Annotated in this window: 14 protein-coding genes and 1 riboswitch; of the genes, 4 read left to right on the top strand and 10 right to left on the bottom strand. The window is 42.3% G+C overall.

The features are described from left to right. The 5 genes from ACQ96U_RS00800 to ACQ96U_RS00780 form a co-directional block, all read right to left on the bottom strand. Entirely contained in the window at positions 1–11,922 is an 11,922-nt protein-coding gene (locus tag ACQ96U_RS00800) for a membrane-targeted effector domain-containing toxin (RefSeq protein WP_431719321.1), read from the bottom strand. Between the two features lie 682 nt (positions 11,923–12,604). Continuing rightward, positions 12,605–13,348: a carbonic anhydrase gene (locus ACQ96U_RS00795; protein WP_431719320.1), complete on the bottom strand. Its 744-nt coding sequence runs from the start codon at positions 13,346–13,348 to the stop codon at positions 12,605–12,607. A 159-nt stretch (positions 13,349–13,507) separates the two neighbouring features. After that, complete coding sequence (locus ACQ96U_RS00790; protein WP_431719319.1) at positions 13,508–14,323, bottom strand: substrate-binding periplasmic protein; 816 nt, start codon at positions 14,321–14,323, stop codon at positions 13,508–13,510. 423 nt (positions 14,324–14,746) lie between these two features. Further along, positions 14,747–15,166: a DUF2237 family protein gene (locus ACQ96U_RS00785; protein ID WP_431719318.1), complete on the bottom strand. Its 420-nt coding sequence runs from the start codon at positions 15,164–15,166 to the stop codon at positions 14,747–14,749. A 25-nt stretch (positions 15,167–15,191) separates the two neighbouring features. Beyond that, positions 15,192–15,578 (bottom strand): MAPEG family protein, encoded by a 387-nt coding sequence (locus tag ACQ96U_RS00780; protein WP_431719317.1) that lies wholly within the window; start codon positions 15,576–15,578, stop codon positions 15,192–15,194. Positions 15,579–15,810: 232 nt separating this feature from the next. Between ACQ96U_RS00780 and ACQ96U_RS00775 the strand changes: the two genes are divergently transcribed. Further along, positions 15,811–16,206, top strand: a complete 396-nt coding sequence (locus ACQ96U_RS00775; RefSeq protein ID WP_431719316.1) for a hypothetical protein — start codon at positions 15,811–15,813, stop codon at positions 16,204–16,206. 80 nt (positions 16,207–16,286) lie between these two features. Here the strand turns inward: ACQ96U_RS00775 and ACQ96U_RS00770 are convergent, their stop codons facing one another. The 5 genes from ACQ96U_RS00770 to thiB form a co-directional block, all read right to left on the bottom strand. Further along, positions 16,287–16,844: a GNAT family N-acetyltransferase gene (locus ACQ96U_RS00770; RefSeq protein ID WP_431719315.1), complete on the bottom strand. Its 558-nt coding sequence runs from the start codon at positions 16,842–16,844 to the stop codon at positions 16,287–16,289. A gap of 552 nt (positions 16,845–17,396) precedes the next feature. Beyond that, on the bottom strand, positions 17,397–19,655 hold the full coding sequence (locus ACQ96U_RS00765; protein ID WP_431719314.1) for a tRNA(Met) cytidine acetyltransferase TmcA: 2,259 nt from the start codon (positions 19,653–19,655) through the stop codon (positions 17,397–17,399). A 14-nt stretch (positions 19,656–19,669) separates the two neighbouring features. Then, entirely contained in the window at positions 19,670–20,335 is a 666-nt protein-coding gene (locus ACQ96U_RS00760; protein ID WP_431719313.1) for an ATP-binding cassette domain-containing protein, read from the bottom strand. Next, positions 20,322–21,908 carry an ABC transporter permease subunit gene (locus ACQ96U_RS00755; protein ID WP_431719312.1) on the bottom strand — a complete coding sequence of 529 codons (1,587 nt, stop codon included), beginning with the start codon at positions 21,906–21,908 and terminating at the stop codon, positions 20,322–20,324. The genes ACQ96U_RS00760 and ACQ96U_RS00755 overlap by 14 nt, the downstream gene beginning before the upstream one ends. Continuing rightward, positions 21,884–22,951: a thiamine ABC transporter substrate binding subunit gene (thiB, locus tag ACQ96U_RS00750; RefSeq protein WP_431719311.1), complete on the bottom strand. Its 1,068-nt coding sequence runs from the start codon at positions 22,949–22,951 to the stop codon at positions 21,884–21,886. Before thiB ends, ACQ96U_RS00755 begins: the two co-directional genes overlap by 25 nt. Before the next feature lie 169 nt (positions 22,952–23,120). Continuing rightward, positions 23,121–23,239: riboswitch (TPP riboswitch) on the bottom strand. 142 nt (positions 23,240–23,381) lie between these two features. Between thiB and ACQ96U_RS00745 the strand changes: the two genes are divergently transcribed. From ACQ96U_RS00745 to ACQ96U_RS00735, 3 genes are all read left to right on the top strand, one after another. Continuing rightward, positions 23,382–23,897: a DUF6933 domain-containing protein gene (locus ACQ96U_RS00745; RefSeq protein ID WP_431719310.1), complete on the top strand. Its 516-nt coding sequence runs from the start codon at positions 23,382–23,384 to the stop codon at positions 23,895–23,897. Between the two features lie 114 nt (positions 23,898–24,011). Then, positions 24,012–25,391 (top strand): multicopper oxidase family protein, encoded by a 1,380-nt coding sequence (locus ACQ96U_RS00740; RefSeq protein ID WP_431719309.1) that lies wholly within the window; start codon positions 24,012–24,014, stop codon positions 25,389–25,391. Between the two features lie 325 nt (positions 25,392–25,716). Continuing rightward, the gene (locus ACQ96U_RS00735; protein ID WP_431719308.1) at positions 25,717–26,232 is read left to right on the top strand and encodes a hypothetical protein; all 516 of its coding nucleotides are present in this window, start codon (positions 25,717–25,719) and stop codon (positions 26,230–26,232) included. Positions 26,233–26,398 lie beyond the last annotated feature (166 nt).

Raw genomic sequence — 26,398 nt, 5'->3', positions numbered from 1 at the left:
TTATGATTTAGCTATTGTCCATGCCTGTGTCATTGTGGCTTTGATCTCATCAGTTATTGGCGTTGAGGCAGACCACGAATCGCTTGGTAACGATGCCATGGCTTGAACCAACTGACCAATTCCCTGCTTATCAAGCACACTGCCATCATCCGTCGTAATATAAAGACCTTGATTTTGGTTCCAGTCAGCAATGGTGATTTTATCATTTTGCTGCCCTTTAAAACCGATCTCAAGCGCATTCCCTTCCATGGAAAAATGCACATCGTAGGCATTCACACCTTTTAGCTTAATGACATCACCCGTCGTATCACCTACCACCTGATCATGACCATCACCCTGTTCAAAAATAATGGTATCTTGATCCTGACCACTGCGTATATAGTCATCACCTTTACCACCAATGAGCGTGTTACTGTTTTTTAATCCAAACAATCGATCATTACCCATACCACCATGCAAGATATTCGCAGATTCATTACCATAAAGATTATCATCTGCAGCACTACCAATGACACGTTGCACACCATGCAATTGTATTTCTTTACCATTGACATGTAGCCGCTGATAAGGATGGGATTCAGGTAATAAAACAACTGACGTATTACCGTCGACAACCAAGTCAGATAAGTCGAGAGTGTTGTCTCCTTGACCTAAATTCAGTTCCTGTAAATGCCCAACTTTCGTCAGCTTAACGTAATCGGCATACTTAGATCCCTTAAATATGGGCCCATCCATCAGCTCACCATTCAGTGAAACAGCCAATGGGCGGTCGCTGTTGTGTAACGGGTTAATATCGGTTGATTGTGCACCATTTATCGAGTTATTACTTAAAACATCTTTTCGTTTTAATGCCAGTTTAGCAAGTCCATACAACTCAGCATGTGATACATCGATATTTTCCAACACCAAGTCTAAATGGCGATGTTTTTCTGACAGATAATAGTTCTTGATAATAATTTCAGGTAAGTCTTTAGTGTTAACCTTACCAGTCGCATCTTTGAGTAAAATATGTAGATCTAAACCATTTTTCGCAAGTTGAATATCGGCCAATCCTTTTGCTTGCTCAAGCACAAGTATGTCTTCACCAATTTCCGCTAGGTTATCAATCACTTTAATACCCTGGCTCGAAGAAGTTACTCGATAAATATCGTCACCTTCCCCCCCACTCGCAACATCCTCTCCAGCACGGTTAAACGTAATCAGATCATCACCCGTCTCAGCGATCAATACATCATTACCCACACCATCCGTTAGTTCATCATCACCAGCACCAGCACGAATCACAGTTCCACCGTTACCCGCAATGAATTCTTCATTTCCTTGCTGGCCAGTCAGCACTGAGGCATGGTCATCATCACCCTGTAAAGTAAAACGAGTTAACTGCCACGCACTATGTAATGCTTTCTCCTGAGATGAATTAACCGCAATTTGCCCAGCGGCCCATTTTTGAGCATCCACCTCAGAGAAAAGTGGAATTAATGTATCAATACCTGCTTTATTGATAACCCCATCTTCCGTTTTAATAACCAGATTCCAGTTACTCGACCAATGCGCGATGGTTATTCCATCATGTTCTTCACCATTAAACGTCACTTTTAATTGGTTTTCAGATGTCAGGCTAAAATGTAAATCATTTAAGCTGTAACCATTAATTTCAATCACATCATTGACCGTATTGCCAGCAATACTATCGTGCCCATCACCGCGACTAAAAATGATCAGGTCTTGATGAGAACCACTATAAATAGTGTCGTTACCCGCTCCACCTATTAAAATATTACGACCTTCTTTACCATCAATGGTATCTTCGCCATCACCGCCCGCAAGCAGGTTGCCTCCATTGTTGCCACGTAAATCGTCATTACCATCAGTACCCATTATGTTAACCACATTATTAACACGAATCGTTTCGTTTAATATATCTGTGGGTTTTAACTCATAAGCCTCAGTATTATAGGAAATACCAGCCGGTCCCATTAAGCTGACATAAACGCCTTTTTTGAAGAATTGGCTCAAATCAATCGTATTATTGCCTTCACCCAGGTCAATATTGTAAATGACCTTAGGTCCATCCATTTGCAGTTTATTTAACTGACCTGCTGTCTTTAAAATAATATGATCATCATGTTGACTACCCACAAATCGTGTCGCAGATAATTTATCCGCATCCACTACATGGTTAAGAGCTATCTCATGATTCTGATAGTTATTTTTATCTGCTAGCTGAGGTTGGTCTTTCTCCAAAGTAGCTAATGTATCAGATAAATAATGATCTGCTGCAGATTGTTTACCCGTAATAATACGGCTTAAGTTGCCAAACTCATCAACCACCCATTCTTGTTGATGGCCTTCATTTGACACAATAGTCAAGTGACGGAAAACCTCACTGACAAAATAGTTTTGTAACACAATTTTCCGGTCAATATATACCGTATTACCCTTCCCATCAGGACGTGGTAATCGGGCAGAAATCACTAAATCATTATTTTCCCGATGGCTCTTGATATCATTAAAACTGGCAGCAATCACCAAACTATCCAGTTTATTATCAGTAGCACGATTATCAATGGTCACTGTTCCCTCTAGTGCTCCCACAACGTAAGTATCATGCCCATCTTTACCCTGAAGTAAATCATCACCACCATAACCTCGAATCAGGTCATTTTTATCACTACCAATAATATGGTCAGCAAAAAATGTTCCTTCACCTGATAATACATAGCGCTCAGCTAAGGTTTTACCTTTACCCCACTGCCAGTCTGTTAAGGTGTAGTCTTTTCTCTCCAATAAGTCACGCGTATTAACTCTTTTAATACCTTCCTTAGTTTTATCAGCGTAATGGCCTTCATGATGAAAAAGTTTAGTACTATACCGTGAGCCACTTATAGAATAGTCTTGCAGCGATAAAGCAATACCATCACGTGTAATCAGTCGATAATCTCGTAACGTTTTACCACCTCTTGCCAACGCATCGCCAACATGTATTGTTTTATCAATAACATTAGGTAATAGCAGCTCACGCCCATCCTGAAATGTCACAACAAGCGTATAGTTTTTCCGATAGTAGCCATACCCATAATGTTCTACTTCATACTGGATATCTATCCCTTTTATTTCAGACTCATCGTAATCAAGCAATAATGTATTAATGACTGCATTATCATCTGATTGTGCTTCTGGTTTAATGGTAATGTCACCCGCACCACGGGTAATTAAATAACGCTGTCCTGCTGGCTTACCTTCAATAGCACTATGCTGGCTATCAGCCACAATAACAGAAGGATCATCCTTTCCTACAAACTCATCGGCTTGTTGAATACCACCTTGATTATTTCCATCAATACGATTTTCACCTAAATCAATCGTAACACCGGTTTTCTCAGCAAAATACGTTTTGTCACCAGGCTTCAAATAACGTACCGCTAATTGAATGGAGGTTAATTGTTGTGCTGCTTCTGTCGTACGTGTTTTATCAAGCTGTGGTACCAGCATAAAGCCATCACGGGTTTGGAAGTTTAATTTGTCATTGACTAACTGCCACTGGTTATTAGACCTTTGATACACACCTTTAATTGTGACCGATTTAAACTGATCCTGTAATCCTATCCGTAAATCACCCTCAATTAACTGCCAATCAGTGATTTCATCCAGTGAAAATTCCAAACGAATAACGGATACATCAGCACCATCTTCGTGAATGACTACATTGCTGGCATCATTCTGCACCAGATAGATATCCTGACCACGCCCCCCATCAACGGTCGCACGATCAGTCACAGTGATAATATCGCTGCCACCGCCGGCAAAAACCTGATCGCCATTATTTGCCAATAACCGGTTGCTCTGATCATTACCATAAATAATGTCACTTCCTTGAGATGCACCTAATGTATGTTGAATATTTCTTAACAAGCCAATTTCTGGCCCACGTGCAGCTTCTCCAGATTCACCTGATTTTCTTAACCACACTTTGCCTTGGTTTAAATCAACAATAAAACCGGTATATTGCCGTTCAAGATCATATTTATAATACGTTTCAGCATTTAAAATTAAGGTATTTTGACCTTCACCACCATCAATTTCAAAGAAAATACGATCGTTCAATTTATCGGGATTATTAACGAAATTTTTAAGTAATGAGTGTCCTGCAGCAAAGGTAAAATTATCATCCAACTTACCGCCTTTTAGATTTTTATTGCCTTTACCAAATAAAAACTCATTTTTCTTATTAGTGACCCCAAACACGGTATCATGACCATCACCAATATTGAAAAATACTCCTTTTTTGTCATCCTGTTCACCCTGAACAGTAAGGGTGGGACGTATACCTTCACGCTGTTCTGTAGCTAACAACGCATTAATGCCATCCTGAGCGAAAATAACATCCTCGTCGCCTTTCACCACAGGATCACGGACAATATCATAGCCATTAGCGTTATATACCTTGTTCTCCTGGATAACAACATCAACATCACCGTAAACAATTGTGTCAACTAAGTTACCCAACTCACCTTTTAATAACTCCTCCGCATTGGATTTAGCTTGCTCAAGATACATTTCCTTGGTTTTATTAACCTTATAAGCATCCAACACCCACTGATCCATCTCTTGGCCTGTAAAGGCTAACCAACCCTGGCGTAACCGATGCTGCCAGTTATCCAGTGCCGGTACATACTCCCAGACATCCTCCACCTGACGTACAGCAGAATAAATTTGCGAGCCGACAATTAATGCCACGCTTAAACCAATACCAATAGGTCCTAATGCCGCACTCCCTGTTGCTAAAGCGGCAACGCCAAGGGACAATGAAACTGCAGCACCCGCCACCGAAAAACCACCCTGGACATACAAGTCTTGTCGTTGTTTATCGGTTAAGCCTTCTTTACCTGCATCCGAAAATGCTTTATAGGCACTATAAATATCAAAGGGCAAGGTAATTAATGCTGCACCCAGACCACCCGCTCGTCCAAGCAACTTGCCCAAGTTACTGCTAGCCGCGGCAAATCTTGATCCGCTCCCAGCTAAACGGGCAGTCAACCGTTGCCCTAGTTTTGGTAAAGTGCGGTTTAAAGCGATTTCTGCAGGAATTGAGGCAAGGTTCGCAGCTACCGCCCCCGTCTGGATTAAACCTTCTTGGGTATCACCTTTTTTAAAGGCATCTACCGCCGATTTAATACCCGAGTAAATACCCCACACTTGCAGTGCTACACCTGGTGTTTGGCTTGCAATATGTTTGATTGTCCCGATATTAATACGAGGACCTGCAATTTTTCGCTGCAACTGATGTATTTGTTGTGAGGAAAGTGGACTATCACCTTCCAGTGATGTTATGACTTGCTTGAATGATGAACTTTCTACCCCATCCACCACACTACTGATATCACTATTGCGCTGTTGTGCAATCGTTTTCAATAGTTTGACACTATCAATAAAATCACTGGGAGGATTGGTTGATAAGTGAGCTTGCAATAACTGACCATCAAAACGAACCGATGATGCCCAGTCACCTTGGAAATTCAAACTCGATAATGACTGCCCCTCAGCTTTAGCGCCTAACTGCCACAATTTTACTCGACTGATAGACTGCTCACCCAATTTAACAGGACCTTGTTGTAAATCCAGCTGTGCTAAACGGTCTAATTCAACAGGTGCTGCAGTGCGTAAGGTATCGGTTAATGAAGCAACGTGTTCATTATTTAAAAACTGTGGTGCAATTTCATGCGTTTGAAAGGCTGATGTGGCTGTGCCTAACTGCAACCGAGCACTATCAGAAAAATAATTCGTGAGAAACTGTTGCAGTCCATCAGTAGAATTAAATCCTGAAATCCAGCCTACGGCAGGATCATAAAAGGATAACTTACCCTTCTGTTGGCTGACTAAATAATGATATTTTCCAGAGCGTAACGTCAGTGTTTTATCTGCCGTACCACTTACCTGCCGAACAATATCACGAATACTTAAATAGCCTAATGACTGCTTAAAGGAAGGGGCACTTTGATAAGCCTTCACCAATGCATCTTGGGTCGACAACAGTTGTGTTAAGGACTCAGTTTCTGCTGAAGTTGCCCGGCCTTGCTGTTGAGTCGTTTGTAAAAAATTAATGCGGTTTTGATTCGCTAATAGTGTCTCAACTCCTGCGTCAAGCTGTTGTGCACGAGCAGTTGCTAATACATTCGCTAAAGCAGCCTGAGGTTTATGACTGGTACTGGGCGCTAATTCAACAGATAAATGATTAAGCTTCGCGACTTCGACAAGTTGTTTGCCTTGTTCAAAGGCATAGCGATTACTGGCTAACTGAGCCAATTGATCCCTCAGCCAATGATCAGGTAACCCTTGTTCAACAACGGCAGGTGATGTATTTCCTGACTGACTACGCTGCTGTTTTACCCATGTTATTAATTGGCTAACCGTCTGTGTATCCTGAGCACCACCTTCATGACTGTGCGCTAAGTAAGCCTGTAATTTACCCTCACTCAACTGCAACTTGCTGGCAAGCTCAGCGTCTGCAAAGTCTGTATTAACATCAACAGGCTTACCATCAACGGTTGCACCCAGCTCATGCAGCATCACTCGGCTGATATGCAACTCACCCAGCTGTAATAACCCCTGTGTATTATCCAACCCTTTCAGTAGCTGCTCAGTACCAGGAATGGAGCCGCGTAATGCCGTGCTAAATGCAGGTTGAGTTTCACCAAGCTGTGTTACTTGTTCGGCATTAACTGATTCTACCTTGAACTGATCATAAGACTGTTGTTGGCTATCACTTAGGGTATCCAGATATATTGTTAACGCCTGTTGTAATTGCCCATAATTCTGGATACCAGATACCTGTCCTAATGCCGTACCACTTAAGCTAATACGGACTTCCCCATTAGCGTCATGCACCTGTATCAACACATGTTGGTCAGCCACACTTAACACATAAGTTGCATTACTTCGGTTATCTTGTTGCTGAAGAGAACCAACAAAGTCCGTCACAGACTGTGACTGTCCACCACTGAATAAATGTTTTTCTTCTGCTGCCGCACTTAATTGAACCAATTGCTCTAAGTAACTACTTAACTGACGCTGGTCAGTCTCACTTAATTGACCTAAAGCCTGTTCATTATTTAATTCCGCGAAGTGATTAAACGTGTCCAGCCAAACAGGGTGTTGTGTTGCTAATAACGTATTCGCTTTATCAATAGCAGGCTGCCTAGCAGTATCAAACTGAGTAAAGGTTGATGCTTTAAAGTGAATATCGCCTGATAGCTGATTAAGCTGATCGGATAACGTGGCAACCCATTGACTTTGACGAGTGAATGAGTCTGCACTATCCGTTGTATTAGCAGACCTACCACCCGCTAAACCTACTTTTAAGTTTAATTGCCACTGCCCATCATCTAAGTGAACCGCCACACCCGGTTTAGCCGTATTTGTACTATCTACTAATCGCCAGGTATTGTTATCTTTATCAAACTTAGCGGCATAATAGGTATCATCAATTTTAACGACATGAGATACACGACTATCTTGGTATTCATAAACACCAGACTGTATTTGTCGAGCCAATTTATCTTGCGCTACAGCAAAACGATACGCCTGGTAATTTTCATGAGGAAATGCCACTGATGACTTTGCTGTTAACTGCCACTGTCCCTCAGTACGCGTTGCCAGCACGATTGAGTCTGCGTCACTGATCTGCTTAATTTGGTCACCCGCTAACGCTAACCCACTAGGAATAGAGGTTTGATCATAATTAGCGAGAATAAAACGCTGCAGTGTAGCTAACTGTTGTCGTTGATTACCAGCAACATCAACCTGTACATTAACCTGACGTCCATCAGCTAATGTAATGGCCACCTGCCCATTGGTAATATCATGGTTAACTTTCACTCCCCATGTTTCCCGCAATAGATTAAATGGCAACAGTTGATGCCTTAAATTATCGGCATGATGATTAATAAAATCACCATTTAACCCCAAATCAATTAATGTGCGATCACCCGGTAATGCTGTTTTACTGGCTTGACTATGTAACGCTGCCAACGCCGTTAAAACGGACTGATACCCTTCACCTTTAGGCTTACCAATGACTGATGCCTTCGTCGAAAAGTCTGCAAGTGAGAGTATTTCAGGAAAACCATTATTAATTGATGTTTTTTGGGCAAACTGTTTTACAAACGTCAGTTGATCGGCCAGAGGTTTAGACGCTAACTCATTTAATGAAATTAATTGGCTGGATACTGACTGTAATAACGCTTTGACCGCGGGTATACGTTTAGATGATGGATGTAAGTCAATATAACGTTTAGCGGCTTGATGCAACGCGACCAGTGCAGGCGTTAATTGTCCATCTGCAAACTTTTTAAAATCATTCACAATCGCCCATGATTGCAGATGCTCAGGCAATCGTTGCAATTGCACCTTAACAGGCACATCTTTGTTGCTAACAGCAACTCCAATTTCACTGAGCGGTTTATCAACGTAGCTCTCAAACTTTTCAAAAAGAATTTTAATGTCTTGTAAAATGCCATCACGCTGCATTTTTCTCAGCACAGGTAATTCAACATTCCAAAAATAATTATTTAATTGTATGCCACCTTCAGACAGTACATAAGTTGTACCCTGTGCGCCCGTCGCATAAACAGAGCTTAAATAACCTGCTAATGTTCGACTTCCCTGCTGGAATAGGTTTTTAAGTGTTGGCTTATCTCGTAGATCCGTAGCAAAATGATCTAAACTATTACGAAGTTGGTGTAAAAACTCGATACCCGAAACATGATGATCGACTGCAATGGCTTTACCTTCAGCACCTAGTTTCTGATTAAGCACATATTCATATCCATGCCATTCCCCAGACCAAAATGCGAGCAGTTTTTCACCCTGACCTTTAGCCTCAAATGGAATACCAAGTGCCTCAACTTTGGCAATTAATGCCGCACGTAAATCATAATCTTGTTTAACCGTGGCTTCGACAAAGAGAGATGCCAACTCATCACGTACTTGAGCATTCAAACTTTCAGGTACACTATGTTGCTGTCCGCGTAATGTACCTAATGTTTTATCAATACTCTCAGCGATAGCTTTTTTTGCTTTTGTCAGTATTGTTTCATTGAGCTGGGCAAGAGCTGTTTCTGTGGGTCGTTCAAACCCTGGTGTAATTACGCCATAGGCATCATCAGTAGTAACCCCATTGGCCAGACGGTTGTAAATTGTGGCTACATATTTTGCTTTTTCAGTGATATCCAATTTGCGATGACTGGCCGCTTCGACTAAAGCAGATTCATTATCCGTTGTCACGGGTGGAGGTGGAGGTAAATCGCCAGTGAGAGGTGTATTGCCAAGGCCAGCATTTGCTGCACCTGGCTGCGGAATATCCAGTAAAGCAGCAATATTAGGGTCAACGAAGGTTTTCTTAACATCATCTATCAGAGTGGTTGTTTGACCATTAATGACCGCCCCTAATACATCACCTGTTGCCAGGTTTCGAACCACTTCACCCGCTTTTAAATTATCAGCTTGCTTTAATACCACATAAAGATTGTTATCGGTGAGTTTCGTGGCCTCAACTCGAAAATGGCTACCTGGCTGTAACAAAACTTCTGCTTGCTCTAGCTGCGCAAATCCAGTGACATTACGGCCATTAGTGACACCTTCAATGGCATAAATAACGGTACCTTTGCCACCACGAAACGCTTTAGCAAACTCTGCACTCGTGGAGGTTGATAAAAATCCTTTATCACCCACCAACTGTCCTGGTGTCAATCGGTCAGCAAGCGTGGATAAATCATCGACTGCAAGTGCGCGATAAACTGTGCCTTCATAATTAGCCAGTTTATTTAAGCCCTGCAATGCACTGATACCATAATCCTTAACAAAGTGAGTCAATGGCTGATCATTTCGTAGCATATCATTGATATATTGGAAACCTTCTTTGGTATACCAGGTAATAGCATCTGCTTCTGCTTGGGATATATTGGCCTGCGCTTTTACTTTATTACCCGCTTCACGTCCTACAGCAAGTTCCTGATCTCTAAGAGATGGATCAAATACCGTTTGTAAGTGCTGTAATGAGTCAATACCAGCATTCGGCGAGCTAGTTAAAACCCTAGTTCCGTCAGCTAGCTGCGTAGCCTGACCGGACCGAGGGGCAGCAATTAAACCTTCCTCTAATTGCAAAAGCTGTAAACGCGCTTTAACTCTGGCGAGTGTTTCTTGTGTTTGAGGGTGATCTGATTGCGCTTTATTAATAGCACGTGCTAAATGCTGACGTAATCCTTGAATCGCACCATTACGCTTTGAATCTGGGTGACGATCAATGTAGTCTCCGGCTTGCTGATATAATTTAAATGCCGTATTAATTCGATCACTACCATTTTGCTGCCAAAATTGCTGAAGCTGGCTTAATAGTGCTTTATAACTTTCACCTTGTGGCTTACCTACTACAGCGGCCTGCTTGACTAGTAGTTCCCGACTTGGAACATCACTCCACACCGTAGCTAGGTTATCCACTGAAGGTGGTGGTGGCGCAATAGAAGACAATAAAGGTTGTGATGATTTTAGCGCATTCAAGCTCGCTAGCGGTGCATTATTTCCAGCAATAGGTGCATCATTAATCGCTTGGTAAATTTTACGCAGTGTTACAAAGTCCAGTTTTTCTTGTAATTTAAGTTCTGGTACTTGCTGCTCAACGTAGGCTTTAACTTCTGCAGAAAACTCGTTTGATAATTGTTTTTGCCACCAGCTTGCAGAAAACTCGTCATAAAACTGTTGAGCGTATTTATCAAATGGTTTATTTGACAGCCATGTCTGTACATTTTTCCAATTTAACTGAGCCGTTTTTTCATAGTGCCTGGCAATCCCTTCCGCAAAAGTTTCTTCTCGACCGGCTTGTGTGCCACCTTGTTTATAGTAGTCATCACCTAAATTATGAAAATCCCCTTGCCAGGCTGCTAAAAATGATTTTCGGTTACTCAGATATTGTCCGCCATTACTTGCTTCACCGACAATACGATCAATAGCATGAGCTGTTTCATGCAGTACCAGATTGGCCGCATTATGCCCATCACCTGTTTTTGGCACGACCCATTTTCCATTTGCATCCAGCTTAACCGCAATAACAGCGCCCCGGTAAGCACCAAATGCCCCCACACCAGGAACAGAGTCCCATGTTTGTCCTGCAGGCCAACCACGAGGAGTGACACCTTTCAATTCCTGATAATAACTGGTAATACTATCTTGGGTAACAAGCACACTAATATTGTGGGCTTTCATTAAATCTAATAACTCAGCAGGAAACTTTGCCAATTCCTGTGCGACAGCAAATCGCCCCTGTTCAGAAACGGGACTATTGGTATTCAATGTCACAACATCTAATGCTTTCTGTAAATTAGCAAACTCAGGACTTAATAATGTATCCGTTACTGCACGAAGAATACCTGTATTGAGTTTTTTAGCATTGGCCAAAACCCCTTGTGTTAACGTATTTAAGTAGTCAACCGCTTGTTGAGAGAAACGACTTTCCAGTACCTGCCTTAACTCACTGGGCTGCTCAAACGAATGACCGACAATCCCTTTTAGCAATTGGAGTGCTTCATTGTACGCTTGTTTTTTTGCCTGCTGCTGATCCTGCGCTAACAGGCTTAGCTCCTGCTTTAACTGTTCATTTTGCTGAACATGCCAAACTTGATAGCGACGTTCGATAATCTGTGTTTTAAGTGCTTGTATTGCTGCATTTCGTCCTGACTCAGGATGTTTTTCCAAATATTGGTTAACTTCACCCAATAATAATTTTAATGCATCATACTCTGCAGGTGAGTTTTTACCTTTGACCCCTTCATAAGCTTGATAACGTTGAAGTAACTGCTGGTAACTTTCACCTTGCTTTTTAAATTTTACAGCGGCGACTTTTTTAAATTCATCCAAGGGGATTATGGCCATCTACTACACTCCAGATTAATTTACTTATCAACTGCCTATGACATCCCACATACAGCGATCACGATGATTTACACCCATCAATCGATATGCTAGGCCCGGGTATAAAATAGTTAAAATTATTGATATACAAAAAAAGTTAAAAATAATTAATGCAACTAGGAAAAACGGACAGCATCATTAAATAGTTTTTTCACTGGCACAGCCAGGGTGAGCTATTCAGTAAACAATCTCTCAAGCCCATTTTTCTAAGGTTAAAGACAATGACATATAAAAAAAACTTTCACGACTATACTTCACGAATCTCTTTTATAGGTGCGCCTCTTGATATAGCAAGTTAGCACCTCAAAAACTTCGTTATATATTTTTCGCTGTGGGTATACCATGCTAAGAGTGGTTACAACCTCATTGCACGATTGTAGCACAACCCAATTAACTCTTAGAATACAAACCAGCTCAAATAGTTTCTATTAAATGTATTGATTTAGAAAATCAATCAGCTAGAACGCTTATTTTATTTAATAATCCTATTTTTCTTATTAATAAATTTATATTTTTTTTAATATTAAAGATTATCTTGTGAATAATTCCAATAGCATGAGACGAAACGAAGGGGAATACCCCTTCGTAAGTAAATGAGAATAGTCACTGAACGAGTGGTAATAATGACTTACCAATAGAAGTGTTACTTTAAGACTTGCCGTGCATTAATCGGTTGAACAGGTCGATTATTCGTACCATTTGGTAACACTTTAGCAAACTGCGCTACCTGTTGTTGATTAACTTTCATAGATGACTTTAAGACAAACCACCTTACCCCTTCAGTACAAGGTGGTGTTGTAAGTGAACCATTAAAATAGTAGTAATCCCATTCTGCAGGTAGTAAACTTTGCCAAGCTACTGTGTGGGCCGAAGGTTGTTGCTCATCAGCCTTTGGTAATTTTCCCCACAGTTGTTGTAGTACTTGATTGGTATGGCCTTGTTCAAACATCACTGCAACAACAGCCAACTTACCTTGTTGATCAGCATGTACTAAATGCATTTCCAGTGGGAAAGATTGACCATCAATTTGATTTTCACTGGGAGTATGAAAGTGAAACTGTTTCAGCTCATAGGTTTCGCCTTCCCAAGTTAAAATAGATCCCGGCTCAACATTTAACTGTATTGTATGCCCATTATTGACAATATTTTTCGTATGGATTGGCTTGTTCCAAGTCAGTGCAGGCAACTCTGTATCAAACCCTTGTTTGATATTGATAGGCGACTGATTAAGTCCCGACTGACATGTCGCAAATGACTTATCAAGCTGTCCCCAGTGTTCAGGCCCTCGTTTACCTTGATACCCCCAATGCTCTGCACTATCAGCAATGCTGTAAGGTGTAATTAAGACACTTGATAAAAACAATAAAACAGATGTTTTAATTTTCATAATACCCTCAAAGATAACGTGTAAACCGATTTACTATGAATACTTTATATGCTGTAAACAATGATATTCATCAGCAAAGAAGAATTTTTTACGAGGGAGACCACAGCATAAACTCAACGATGGTATACATTGGATTATACTGACCACTAATGCGTGTAGTTAAAAATTTCCATTTTGTAGGGGAAACCAGCGTTTTTTGAGTTCTGCCAATATCCCTTGTTTAAGAAGAAATGGCCTGGATGAATCAAAATCTTTTAAAATACGTTTTACTTTCGTATTAAGTTTATTGCCTGATAAAAACTCAAACCCTTGATCGAAAGCCGCCAGTTTTTGAAACTTTTTATCGATAGACGTCTCGATTAAATAATGATCAAACACTTCCTCGTAACCTGCTAGCCCTTCTACTCTCCTATAATCTAACATTTGGAATCCTTGCTCAACGGTATTGACTTCCCTTAGTTCAATATGTTCAAGATGAGAATTCCAATAACTACCATAATCCCATCCTCTCATTGCCCCCACCCTAAGCCCCGTCATTTCAGCCAAATTTTGCCAGCTACTTTGGTTTTCCTTATTAGTATAAATGACATAATGTACCGTATTTACAGGGTATTTAGAAAACACCAGAAATTGGCTTCGCGTCTCCGTCACCGCAGCAGGAAAAATAACATCTATCTCATTACGGCGAACCAATGACATCACTCTTGACCAAGGGTAAACCATTAACTGAATAGTATATCCTTGTCGGTGCAGACTGAGCCTGACCACATCCCAACTGTACCCTTGAAGCCTTTTAGAATCATGACCAGGAGGAATTACCTCGCCAACGTCCTTCATTGTCGTAATACTTTGTCTAAAGCAATACGGCGCGTAGTCCTCCAAAGTGGCTACAGTAATCACCTTATTTGGATTATAACTATTAGGTAATGCTGGCTCATTTGCAACGCCCTGCCTTAATACTATTGCTATAGTCAAAGACACAAGGACCTTCATTATGCATGCTAATACCTTATTACCACGCCCCATGGTCGCTATACCCTTTTCAAATCAATCAACGCCATCCCTCTGAAGCGAATCAAACACCTTCTATTCATCATAGTTCAACATAAGGAAGATTTGTCACCGGCATAATAAAACCATCGTTTCATAATGGTTCGCCCTGGAATAAAAATCAAAAGTCTGTTAACAACTTCAATATCACAAAAATACTATTTCAATATTTAAATTAACAATCCCTGCAAAATCTTGACAAAATAAGTATCAACTATTCACTTAGTATTTAGCAAATAACCATCATACAAAGTCTTTTTTAGATTTTAAAACACAACAATTAATTACACACACCCAGAGCAGAACAACGGCATAAAAATCCGCATGCTATTTAATAATTCTGACGATTTAATTCAAATCCAACGCATATTGTCGAAGAATATCAATCGGTATAACATCCAACGTTTTAATATGCGTACTGCCAAGAATCACTTTTGGTGCACTGTCATGCTGATATGCTTCCCACCAACGAGCAGCACAGAGACACCAATGATCGCCTGGACGTAATCCTGGAAAACCATGTTCAGGTATAGGTGTTATTAAATCATTTCCCTGATGTAGAGAAAAAGCTAAAAATTCCTGTGACATGACAGCACATACCGTATGAATTCCCAGATCCTGAGCACTGGTATTACAACAGCCATCCCGAAAATAACCTGTTTTCGGTTGCTCACTACAGACATTAAGTGGCTCACCGAAAACATTGAGAGAAGGTGCTTGTTCCATATTTACATCCCCTAAAATCCCTTTGTTATGGGCATCATTCATTATTTTGAGGGTCCTTGAGTTTATGTCACCAGCTTATCCATAACATACTGATGACACAGACTAACCCAGCAGCAAAGGCCAATGACCTGAATACATCCCAATTATTAATGTAAAAGAAAGCATGCGCCACACGTGCAGCCACAAACAATTCTGCAAGCAATGAAACTTGGGGTTCAGGGGCTTGGCGTAAGTGAACAACAAGCATGGCAACCGTAAAAATGGCTAATGCTTCCCAGGCATTTTGCTGTGCAGCATAAACACGTGCCCCCGTGCCTTGTAGTTGAGTGATCTGCTGTCGAGGATGTTTATTATCGACACCCCCAGGCAGCCTGCTCCGATAATACGCGCCCATCCCCGCATAAATGTAGGGCATCACTGCAACAATCACTAAGCAGATTAATGGGGTTGTCATTTAATGTATTTCCTTACTAGGGCCTGTTAACACTATTTGAATATCACCATCACTGTAGCGCCTTGAAACCCACCACAGTATAAAAAAATTCACTTGTAATTCATTAAACTGACCCAATCTTTAAAACGGTTAGGTTAAAACCTTTAACATTTAATTTAGTGATCGAAGTTGTTCGTTTTGATTTCTTTTCTGGTTAATTTAGTTGTTACACTAACCAAGGAACCCTGGGATTATGAACTTTGATGATAAAACAAAATATTTTTTACGTGTCTTTGCCTGTTTATTTGTGTTAGCAGCCACCTATGTATTAGCAACACAACGTATTAATCTACACCACCAGTATATTATCAGTAGTTTTATCGTTTTAGGTGGATTTATCGCTTCATTAACTGTGTTAAGCCTCACGCAGTTATACCGAAAATGGTGGCTTAATTTACCTACAAGCAGTGCGTATTTAGTATTACTTGGTTTTCTAACCTATAAATGCCCAAACCACTCAGCAAAAGAAATAATGACAATGCTGTGCTTTGTTGCACTAGGCATTTTTGCAGGAAACCTCGTCAAACTATCGCGCATGCCTCAATCTCCTACTCAACCATCTCCTACACAACAACCACCATACTTATAGCACTGGTTTACCTTAAAAAAATAATGGCAAAACCAATGCTAGCATTGATTGTGTATTTTCCTTAACTTTTTATTTTTACCTTAGCTGGAGTGTTCTTTGGCCAGGAACACCTCTTCCATTCCTTGACAACAATCAGGTAATGATTTTAACCAATAGCATGTCACCTCTTTACCCCAGCGGTTAATCGTATCACCCGATTGCATACCCAACTTAGCCACTATCGCTTTAGCGGCTTCGTTATCGGTTTCAACCAGCGTCACAATGGAAGGTAAGCGAAAACGGGTAAAAGCCAGGTACACTGCAGCTTTAGCGGCTTCAAAACCATACCCTTGTCCCCATGCATTTCGTTGTAAGCGAAATATCAGCTCAATGGTTGATTTTCCACACACCGCCAGAGGAGCCAAGCCACTATAGCCAATAAACGTATTATTCGATTTTGTTTCCACAGCCCACCGGCCAAAGCCATAGTTTTTATACATAACCTGGTATTCAGTAAGCAGCTTCGTTGCTTGCTCTAAACTCAAAGGGCCTGAAGGAGAATAGGCCATCACCTCAGGGTCAGCTAACAACTGGTAAAAGGATTGGGCATCGTCTTCTGTCAACTCCCGCAGTCGCAAGCGCTCGGTGGTGAAGATCATTGTTGAGTTTCCTTAGTTTGTAATCAGCTCTGTATCCTATTGCAACGGTCATGTGCCAATGTAAGACGAAGCAAAAGAACTCGCAATAACCGCAACATTTGAGAAACCTACCCTTAATTAATACAAGATAGGCTCTACAGTCAAAGAGCTATAACAGTCAAGTGGTGCCAATTTAATGAAAATACACCTTTACGTTTAACTCTTGCTCATTGGTGCTAAGTCGATCTTATTAAGATAGCGACGAAACATTACCTTAAAATAACTTAAAAGGTTAATGGTTGAGCATTTATTGGTACTCTTCATATCAAATCACATGTCATATCAAACATCACATGCTTTCTTATTAGGTCTCCACTATCTGACCAGACAGTGAATAAATAGCCTATTTAATATAAAGCATTATTCTTTCAAGAAATGATACCTTAGCATATCAGGCTAAGCACTAAAATAAAGGGGTAGTCATGCCTTAAACAATATCCGTTCTCACCAAGTTCTCTGTTGTCTGTTCTTTGTTGTGAGTGCGACACATGTATTGCATTTATCCATGAGGTGTTATTGATGCACAAGATTTTGCATCACTTGTCTTAATTCTGCACACAGATTTTTTTGGCCATTAAACTTTAGTTTACACGCAACCTGTCTTTCAGTTTCCTGTAACCAGGCTAAGCGTATTAAAGCCTCCCAATAGTGCGGGGTCAGTTGTTGATAGCTTTGTGTATTAGCCAGCCAATATGCCAACGCATTGGCTATGGCAGGTAATGTTAACTGCAACCCTCGCTGTCCTTGGATAAACCCTGAAATCAACTGCCAGTCTCTGGCAGTGATGTGATTAGAAAGCCCCTGATCCCAACACGCACTTACCCATGGCAAAATAACTTCACAGCCCATAGTACGAAAGGACACATGTTGAGCGGTTAACCAATAGCGTAATGACAGCACATGCTCCTGCTGCCAGATGACGCAAGACGACTTAGCCTGATCATTGAGTGGCCGTAACATCACTGCCGAAAAAACACCACTGGCTGCATCAGCGCTTAGCCCCCAGCGGACAGGAGACAACCCACACCGTAACCAGAACGCCAGCACATCCCCTGTAAGCCCAAAACTGGTTCCGATAAAGTCAAACCTGGCTTGTTGAGCATATTGATGTGTTTTTTCTACAAGCTGTTGACCTACACCTAAGCGCTGCCAGTCTGGGTGAACGGCTATACGCATAACGCGAAGATAGGCAAAACATCCAGCCTGTTTATCGCCGCCATGATACGTTAATGTTTGTGGTAAAAGCTGACCTTTTAAACGACGCATGCCCAGCCAAACTGATTCCCGTAGCGATTCTGGCAAAGGCGGCTCTTCGACAGCCCATAATGTACCAATGACCTGCCCTTGCCATTCAGCCACCAACAAACGACCACTTGGATCATCCAGTAATTGGCGCAAATCACTGGGTTTAGTTTGATAGTGAGCCAAGACCAACAACGCAAATAGCTGGTTCAGTCGGTGTTCATTGGCGATAAGGTCTTCAGCATCTAGCCAGGTAAGCGTTAACTGCTCAGGCTGCAAATGCCTGGGAGGCTTTACTTCAGCAGGATTAGCCCCCAATAATAAGGCTTGATAGCTGAATGCTTCCAAAGGATCACCTACAGCCCAACGAACTGGTTCTTCAAGGGTTAGTTGCTGAAAACGAGAAAAATGCTGCAGAAGAAAACGGTGGAAACGCACAGCAAAACCACGCCCCGTACCCTCATAACCATGTACTGTACTGGCCAAAACACATTTAGGGTAAGCCATAACTAACCTGGTTAAGATAGGCACAGGTATCATGGCAGCTTCATCAATCAATAATAAATCCACATCTGGACGTTCTTGTAGAATATCCTGTGGCGATAAAAAGCATAACTGGCCTGATGGGCTCGTTAGTCGCTGGCCAACGGTACCTAAAGCAATACCTTCAGACTGATGTTGCTGATCATTTTGCAGCGCCTCACTGGCATGCTGCCAAAGTTTAGCAAGCGCCTGCTTCCGTGGAGCGGTTGCTAAAAGTGACAGAGAGTCTTTACTCGTTGTAGGACTTTGTCGCAGTAATTGCCCTACGGCTAAACCTAAAGCGGCAGACTTCCCTCGACCTCGATCTGCGGTCAGCACGATAGGTTGTGCTTTACGCTTATCAACAAGGTCAATCACTTCTTGAACCACACGCTGTTGCTCAGCATTAGCATAAGTTTTGCCACAAAGTGTTGATAAACACTCGTTGTTTATCGCTGCAGAATATAGTTCAGGCTGGTGTATTAACCCTTTTTCGGTCAAAAGCCAGTGATTGGAAAATCCATGCAAGCAATCCCGCAAGCGTTGCAGAAACAGCCGGCGAGGAGTCAAGCCTTGAGGAATAAACTGCTGATATTCAGGGTCATTATACGCAGGCCAATGAGCTAACTCTGGAATGATCCAAACCAGTGCCCCTCCTGCGGGAATCAGTCCTGTTGCAGCGCCAAAGCTATCTGGGTGAAAACCAACAAAACTGTCCATCACCACCCACTGAACTTCACGTCCCAGCCATTGGTTTATTTGGCGAGGTTTAGTCGCTCGAGTATCAAGCCCTGGATCAGTTAACCATAAGAAAGGATAAGACGAGGTTTTCGCTTGTTGCAGTGTTGAAAGATAAGAAATCAAAGTTTGCTGTTGCAGAGTTGCCCACTGATGAGTTCCACTAACGACAACTAAAGCGCGATGTTTTGTCTCAGTAGCTTGCTTACACGCCCGATTAAGTACATCAATTAAGGTTATATCTACAGTGCTCACATCACGATCAACCATTGATTACACCAGATCTAATTTGTTGCTTGATGAACTGTTTGAGACATCACATCAATGTGCCCTCCTTCACTGATATGCCAATAGCAATCAGCAATAGAAGCAACTTCTTCAGGAAAGTGAGTCACCAGTAAAACCGTTAAGCCAAACTGCTGCTGTAAATCATGGGTTAACTGTAAACACTCATGACGAAGGTTTGGATCCAGAGCACTAAAAGGTTCATCAAGTAATAACAATGGCTTTTGCCTTAACAAGCAGCGCGCTAGAGCCACACGCTGTCGCTGCCCTCCTGATAAAGACAGTGGTGAACATGCCAGCAGCTCGGTAATGGCAAGTCGCTCGGTAATTTGTTGTAACGTTTGCTGTTGCTGAACCGTTAATTTAGCTGATGGTGATACACCAAGTGCAATGTTGGTCAATACATCTAAGTGTTCTATGAGGTTCTGTTGCTGAAATAGCATCGTCACAGGTCGCTGCCCAGGTGCAGACTGATCAAAACGCTCCCCCTGCCAAAATAGCTGACCTGATGTGACTGGAAGCAAACCCGTGATGGCCTCTAATAAGGTACTTTTACCTACCCCACTGGCCCCTGTCAGTGCACAAAACTGGCCTGGTTGCAGCTGTGCTGAATAACACATAACCTGCTGATTTCGTTTAATGGTTAATGCTTCAACTGCTAGCACGCTTTCTCCCCAACATTAAGTAGACCAGCCCATAACATAACCCGCAACAAGCCAACAGCCAAACAGCTACCGCCATTGCAGAGGCTAACTGATAACTTCCTAATAAGCGATAAATGGTCAATGGCAACGTATTAAAGTCAGCGGCACCAACCAGCACCGCCACCCCCATATCGCCCAATGATAAAATCCAGGCCAACGCTAATGACTGAGCCAGTGGTTTATTAATCATGGGTAGCACAAACCAGCGCCACCAAGCCCAACGATGCAGACCCAAGCTCTGAGCAAGTGGTCCATAGTAGTCATAGCAGTGTTGAAAAGCGGAAGCGATTAAGCGAAAGGTAAAAGGCAAAGCCATTAAAGCATTCGCCATCACAATCAAAACATAGCTCCAATAATCGGCTCTCGGCCATGCCAATATGCCAATAAACCATCCTGTGGCTAACACGACAGGTGGTAGGTAAAGTGCAGCAACCGCAGTTTGCTCCAACCATCGATCTACACAGCGATAGCGCAAATGCTGTCGAAAGTGCAACATCGCTATACTTAATAAACAGGCTAACAATGATGAACAAAAGCCGATCAGTAGTGAGTTAAGTGTCGCCTCCCCAAGTGTCGAAGACCAAGGCCATGCGGCAAGACCAGACCATGCCCCCCATACAATCGCCAGTAATGGCAACAGGCAAAAGATCAATCCAAACCCGCGAATAGCAACCCATAACTTACTGGCTGAAAGCCACAAGGCTTCTTGAGACCGATGAACACTAACCGGTGCAGTGGTGGTAGACGCTGGCATCAATCGAGTCGCAAATACCGCAATAATAATGGCGAGTGCTAACTGTAATAACGCCAGAATGCCTGCCTGTGGTAAATCAAACTCATAACGTAATGCTTGATAAATAGCGACTTCCAATGTTGTGGACTTTGGTCCACCACCCAACGCCAGAACAATAGTGAAACTATTAAAGCACAACAAAAATACCAGCAGACTCAAACCAACCACTTGTGTTCGAATCAAAGGCCACTCCAGCCATCGCCATCGCCACCAACCACTGAGCTGCATCTGTGCTGCCTGCGCATAGTAGCTATCAGGAATAGCCTCTAGGTGCGAAACAAGTACTCGTGTTGCCAGAGGTAAATTAAAAAATACATGACATAGCAAAATGCCAGCTAAACCATAAATGGAAAACTCTGTGCCTAATAAATGATTCAACCAGCCACTGCGCCCATAGACTTGGACTATTCCTAAAATCACCACAATAACAGGTAGCGCAAAACAAACCTGCAACAATGCCATTAACCACTGACGCCCCCAAAATACTCTGCGAGCAATGGCTAACGAAAAAAGCACTGCCCCTCCCACACTCAGTAGTGCAGACAGTCCAGCTTGCTTAATTGAAAACAGTAATACTTGCTGTAACCAGGGATCATCCAGTATTACCCACTCGACATCCGTAAAGGCATACTTGATAACATTAAACAATCCCCAGCTTAAACCTAGCCAAACACAGCCTGTGGCAATGACACCAGGAGTATATTTTAATAAACGACTCACTGACTGACTGCTCGACGCCACTGACGAATCCATTGCTGACGTTGTTTAGCTATCACATCCAGAGGCATTTCCAAAGACTTACGTGGCGTAATCAGCTGCCCAAAAGCTGGAGGTAACTGTTTAATAGCCCGAACTGGCAACATCCAGTTATGGGTAGCAATAATGCGTTGAGCATTGGGCGTGAGCAAGAAGGTAAGAAATTGACGTGCCAATTTAGGGTGTTTGCTTTGAGCCAACTGAGCCGCCACTTCAACTTGTAAAGTATGACCTTCATTAAACGCAGCCGCTTGATAATGAGTCACCTTATCCACTTCCTGGTGGTAAGCGGGTGATGTGGTATAGCTCAGCACCATATCAGCTTCACCCTTTAAAAACATGCCGTAAGCCTCACTCCAACCTTTGGTGACTGTTACCGTATGTGTTGCTAACTGCTGCCAGGCTTGAGCGGTTTGATCACCAAACACCTGCTGCATCCATAGCAATAAACCCTGTCCAGGTGTACTGGTCCGAGGGTCCTGGTAAATAACCTGGATGTCTTGTCGTTTTACCAACGAGGCTAACGATTGAGGTGGATTCTTTAACTTACGGGAGTCATAAATAAATGCAAAGTAACCATAGTCATAAGGTACAAATACCTTATCCTGCCAAGGCTCAGGTAATGTGAGTGGTGGTAATGACTGCTGATGAGGCGCAAACAATTTGAGTTTTTTGGCTGCCACAAGCAAATGCTGATCAAGGCCTAAAACAATATCCGCGGGTAAGTGTTCACCTTCCAAACGGAGTCGGTTGAGCAGCCCAACCCCATCAGTGCTACTTAACCAATTTAATGTACATTGACACTGTTCTTCAAAGGCTGCTTTTAATTTAGGACCTGGCCCCCACTCACTGATAAATGACTCATAGGTAAACACTGTCAATGTAAGTGGCTGCGGTGGTTCAGTCGCGCCAGCGAGTACAGGTGCTATTAAGCATAAAACCAAAAGCCTAGGTATTAAAATCTTGGATCTTTTCTTTAAACGCAGTGCATGCACAACCGTCATAAACAGATGCTTGATCGACAACATCAAAATATTCCCCATCCTCTTCTTCGCGGCTGTCACAAAGTGACTGCGATAGCCTTCTTACGGGTAAAAAGCACTAATTAATATGATTTTTAGCGAAAACGATTAACTTTATCTGGTTGCTCAGAGGGTAGGCTGGAGAGACTGCCAATATGCCATATAGAAGCGCATCTTCGGGACAGCACTCAACTTCCTACGCCAGTATTAACTGGATCAGGTTCTACGGGTATTTCTCAGCGAACGTGATTATTCAAAATAAACAACCACAGATTTGCACCCCGATGAGTTCGGTCGTATTGTATACCGTTAGTGTTTATGTAACCAAGCCCCGTTCTACTAACGCCAAGCACATTAATCACTGCTAGGCTTAATGTATTCAGAAGAAGATCTATTACACTTTCTTTACATTACTCACAACACCTAGTTAATGCCTATGTTGGTTTTACGTTGTACGCAAAAGGTCATCAAAGCCGCCGGGCTGACAACCAGTGATATTGCACCACCACAAACACAAGGATATTTAGGCGCGTGGTATTGTAATATTGTCTCTATTCGTGGCAGTTACAGTTTATTCTTTACTCATGAAACCACGCTATACAGCCATGCACTCTTGAATATTAAGAAACAAACCGTTCGAAACATCACCACGGCTTTCAAAGACAGCTTAAAGCAAAACCTTTTATTTGAAGGATTCAACTCAGTTACTCTGACAAATTATTTCCAACAGACTGAAAAGTGCACCTTTACTAAAACCTGTAGCCGACGGGTGCTTGGTTCGATGAATGATCTTGTACATATGCTAGCTGGCTTCCTAGAAGAACAACCCTTAATTGGTGAGCAAACTCTCCTTCGTATTATTCAAGATATCAACACCACCCCCATGAGTATGCTGGATATGAACTCAGGTATTCATGCCATGCGCCGCTTAATGATGAAAGTTGCTGTTTGAGATTGAGATTGTTTTTCAATACTATTTACTAATCCACACACTATGTTTCCATAGTCCACCTATCTCCTAAAAACGTCCTGCTCCTAAAGACGTCCTGTATTAGGAATGTTTTCGATGTCTATATCCCGTCGCCAATTTATCCAGTCTGCAATGGCCTCCACCTTGATGTGCCAATTTTCCTTTCGAGTCTGGGCTGATGACACCTCACCTGCCTATGACTATGTATTGACGGCTGAACCTGCGGAGATTGACCTCATTACCGAAGCACCAACTGCTGCCTTGGGATTTAACGGCCAATTCCCCGCCCCTGTGCTTCATGCTCAACAAGGCCAACCTATTCGTATTAAGTTTATTAACAAGTTAAATGAACCCACGACCATTCACTGGCATGGTCTGCGCATACCCATTGCCATGGATGGTGTCCCTTTTCTCAGTCAACCACCTATTCCTTCTGGTGGCAGCTTTATTTATGAATTTACGCCACCAGATGCCGGTACATTTTGGTACCACCCACACATGAACAGCACGGAGCAGCTGGGTCGTGGCTTAGTAGGTGCATTAATCGTTCATGAACGACAGGCCCAACCATTTGTAGAAGACATCACCTGTCTGTTGAAAAACTGGCACATTGATAAAAAAGGGCAAATTAAACGCTTATCCATTCCTCGCTATGCTGCCCGCATGGGGACACCAGGCCGCTGGCCCACGGTCAATGGTTTACATCAACCTACGCTTAAAATACCTGCTGGTGAGTGGATACGGCTGCGCCTGCTGAATGCTGACAATACACTCACCTACCGACTGCATATTCCTAATGCTCAAGCATACATTCTGGCCATTGACGGTTGCCCATTAGCAACCCCTCGCCTTCTTACGGAACATGCTATGGGACCTGGTATGCGACTAGACTTAGGATTTATCGCACCCAGTAAAGGTACCACTTGGCAAGTATGGCATGGAGAGCACTATCCACTCCTTAGCCTGGAATCTGTTGTCACCACAAAAAATCAACAGCTTCACGCCGATCAACAAAAGGTAACATCACTACCAATGAACCCCATTCCTCAGCCTGATGTAGAAAATGCGGAAAAAATAAGCTTTGTTTTTGAGTGGGCAGGCGCTCTCACACCAACAGCCCAGCAAAAGAAGGGAAAACATACTTTCTGGATGATTAATAAACGTGCTTGGGAAGGCATGAGTGCAGATAACATTCCTGCCCCATTAGCCACCCTGAAACGAGGCAAAAGTTACATTTTTACACTGAAAAACATTACCCAATACCACCACCCTATTCACCTGCATGGGCATAGCTTCACTGTACTGAAGTCTGATAAACGAAAAATAATCCCTTATCAAACAGATACGGTTTTACTCGGTAAAAACGAAAGTGCACAGATTGCCTTTGTAGCGGATAACCCCGGCCGCTGGATGTTTCACTGTCATGTCATTGATCATATGAAAACTGGGTTAATGGGCTATATTGCTGTCACTTAACCTTCTCAGCTACGTCTTGTGCATAGCTGTCATTCCCCACCTTTTAGAGGCTGTCGCAAAACTACTGCGCTTGCAAATACTGCGTTAAAAATCAGCTCAAAATGCTCATTTATTAGCTATAAACTCCGCTTTTCGCTGATTTTTGCCTGGTCTTTGCTTCGCTTCTGACCTTTTGCCCCCCCCTCTTTACAGATGGCTGAACTCAAACGTTTTCAGGTAAAAGTTGCGAATTTGTAACATTCACCCAAACTAAAAGCAGTGCCTTCTACACTCTCACATTACCCAAACGCCCCCAAAGGCAGCGTTGAAAAAAAGGTTTTATACGATGAGTAGCATGATGACATGCACCCTAATAACGAATATTCAACCAGATGGGTTAGCTTGGTTACAGAAATGGTGCAGCCAAAACCCTGCATTTTCCATCATGGAAGAATCATATGATGAGCAAAATAACCAGGCTTGCCTGCAATGGTTAATGTCTGGTGTTACGGATAATGCTGTTGAGCTTATAGATACTTACATAGCCAAGTTTCAACCCCATTTTGCCCGAGGGTTAATTCAACCTGAAGCCTCTATCAGCTTTGATTTGGTCTTCGTACTAGAAGGAAAACGATGGTGGCAAAAAGTCGATAGCCAAGTTTATTTGGAGCTAGAGTCCTTAAAGGAACATCCTGAACAACTGTCTGACTGGCAGCAACAACAGGTCAATTTAGGGCCTCGCCAATATTTTACACAGCTTTTTCAAAACTGGTGTGAAGACATTAATTTTCCCTTCGATTACAGTGAACTAGAAGATATCCTCAGTGATGTTATAGAAGATGCAGAAGAAATTACTCAATAGCTTAACAGCGTTTCGTTTATCATTTATTTTTTCACTCAATATCCTCCCTTTTAACTACTGAACTTTTTATTTCTGCCACCTTTTCTCTGTACCCCCTAACCCTACCTCACGGCTATTCCCCCCTTGAACTTAACGCCTTCCGTAAAATTAGCTATACCTAACATAT

It is taken from the genome of Zooshikella sp. RANM57 (genome assembly GCF_050749885.1).
Taxonomy (GTDB): domain Bacteria; phylum Pseudomonadota; class Gammaproteobacteria; order Pseudomonadales; family Zooshikellaceae; genus Zooshikella.
The sequence above is the reverse complement of the archived record's forward strand: the minus strand, read 5'-3'. Positions and strand labels throughout refer to the sequence as shown.

Bases quoted from the DNA above. Each gene is read 5' to 3' on its own strand.
- ACQ96U_RS00800 (WP_431719321.1), bottom strand. From the start codon at position 11,922: ATGGCCATAATCCCCTTGGATGAATTTAAAAAAGTCGCCGCTGTAAAA.
- ACQ96U_RS00795 (WP_431719320.1), bottom strand. From the start codon at position 13,348: ATGAAAATTAAAACATCTGTTTTATTGTTTTTATCAAGTGTCTTAATT.
- ACQ96U_RS00785 (WP_431719318.1), bottom strand. From the start codon at position 15,166: ATGAATGATGCCCATAACAAAGGGATTTTAGGGGATGTAAATATGGAA.
- ACQ96U_RS00780 (WP_431719317.1), bottom strand. From the start codon at position 15,578: ATGACAACCCCATTAATCTGCTTAGTGATTGTTGCAGTGATGCCCTAC.
- ACQ96U_RS00775 (WP_431719316.1), top strand. From the start codon at position 15,811: ATGAACTTTGATGATAAAACAAAATATTTTTTACGTGTCTTTGCCTGT.
- ACQ96U_RS00770 (WP_431719315.1), bottom strand. From the start codon at position 16,844: ATGATCTTCACCACCGAGCGCTTGCGACTGCGGGAGTTGACAGAAGAC.
- ACQ96U_RS00765 (WP_431719314.1), bottom strand. From the start codon at position 19,655: ATGGTTGATCGTGATGTGAGCACTGTAGATATAACCTTAATTGATGTA.
- thiB (WP_431719311.1), bottom strand. From the start codon at position 22,951: ATGTTGTCGATCAAGCATCTGTTTATGACGGTTGTGCATGCACTGCGT.
- ACQ96U_RS00745 (WP_431719310.1), top strand. From the start codon at position 23,382: ATGTTGGTTTTACGTTGTACGCAAAAGGTCATCAAAGCCGCCGGGCTG.
- ACQ96U_RS00740 (WP_431719309.1), top strand. From the start codon at position 24,012: ATGTCTATATCCCGTCGCCAATTTATCCAGTCTGCAATGGCCTCCACC.
- ACQ96U_RS00735 (WP_431719308.1), top strand. From the start codon at position 25,717: ATGAGTAGCATGATGACATGCACCCTAATAACGAATATTCAACCAGAT.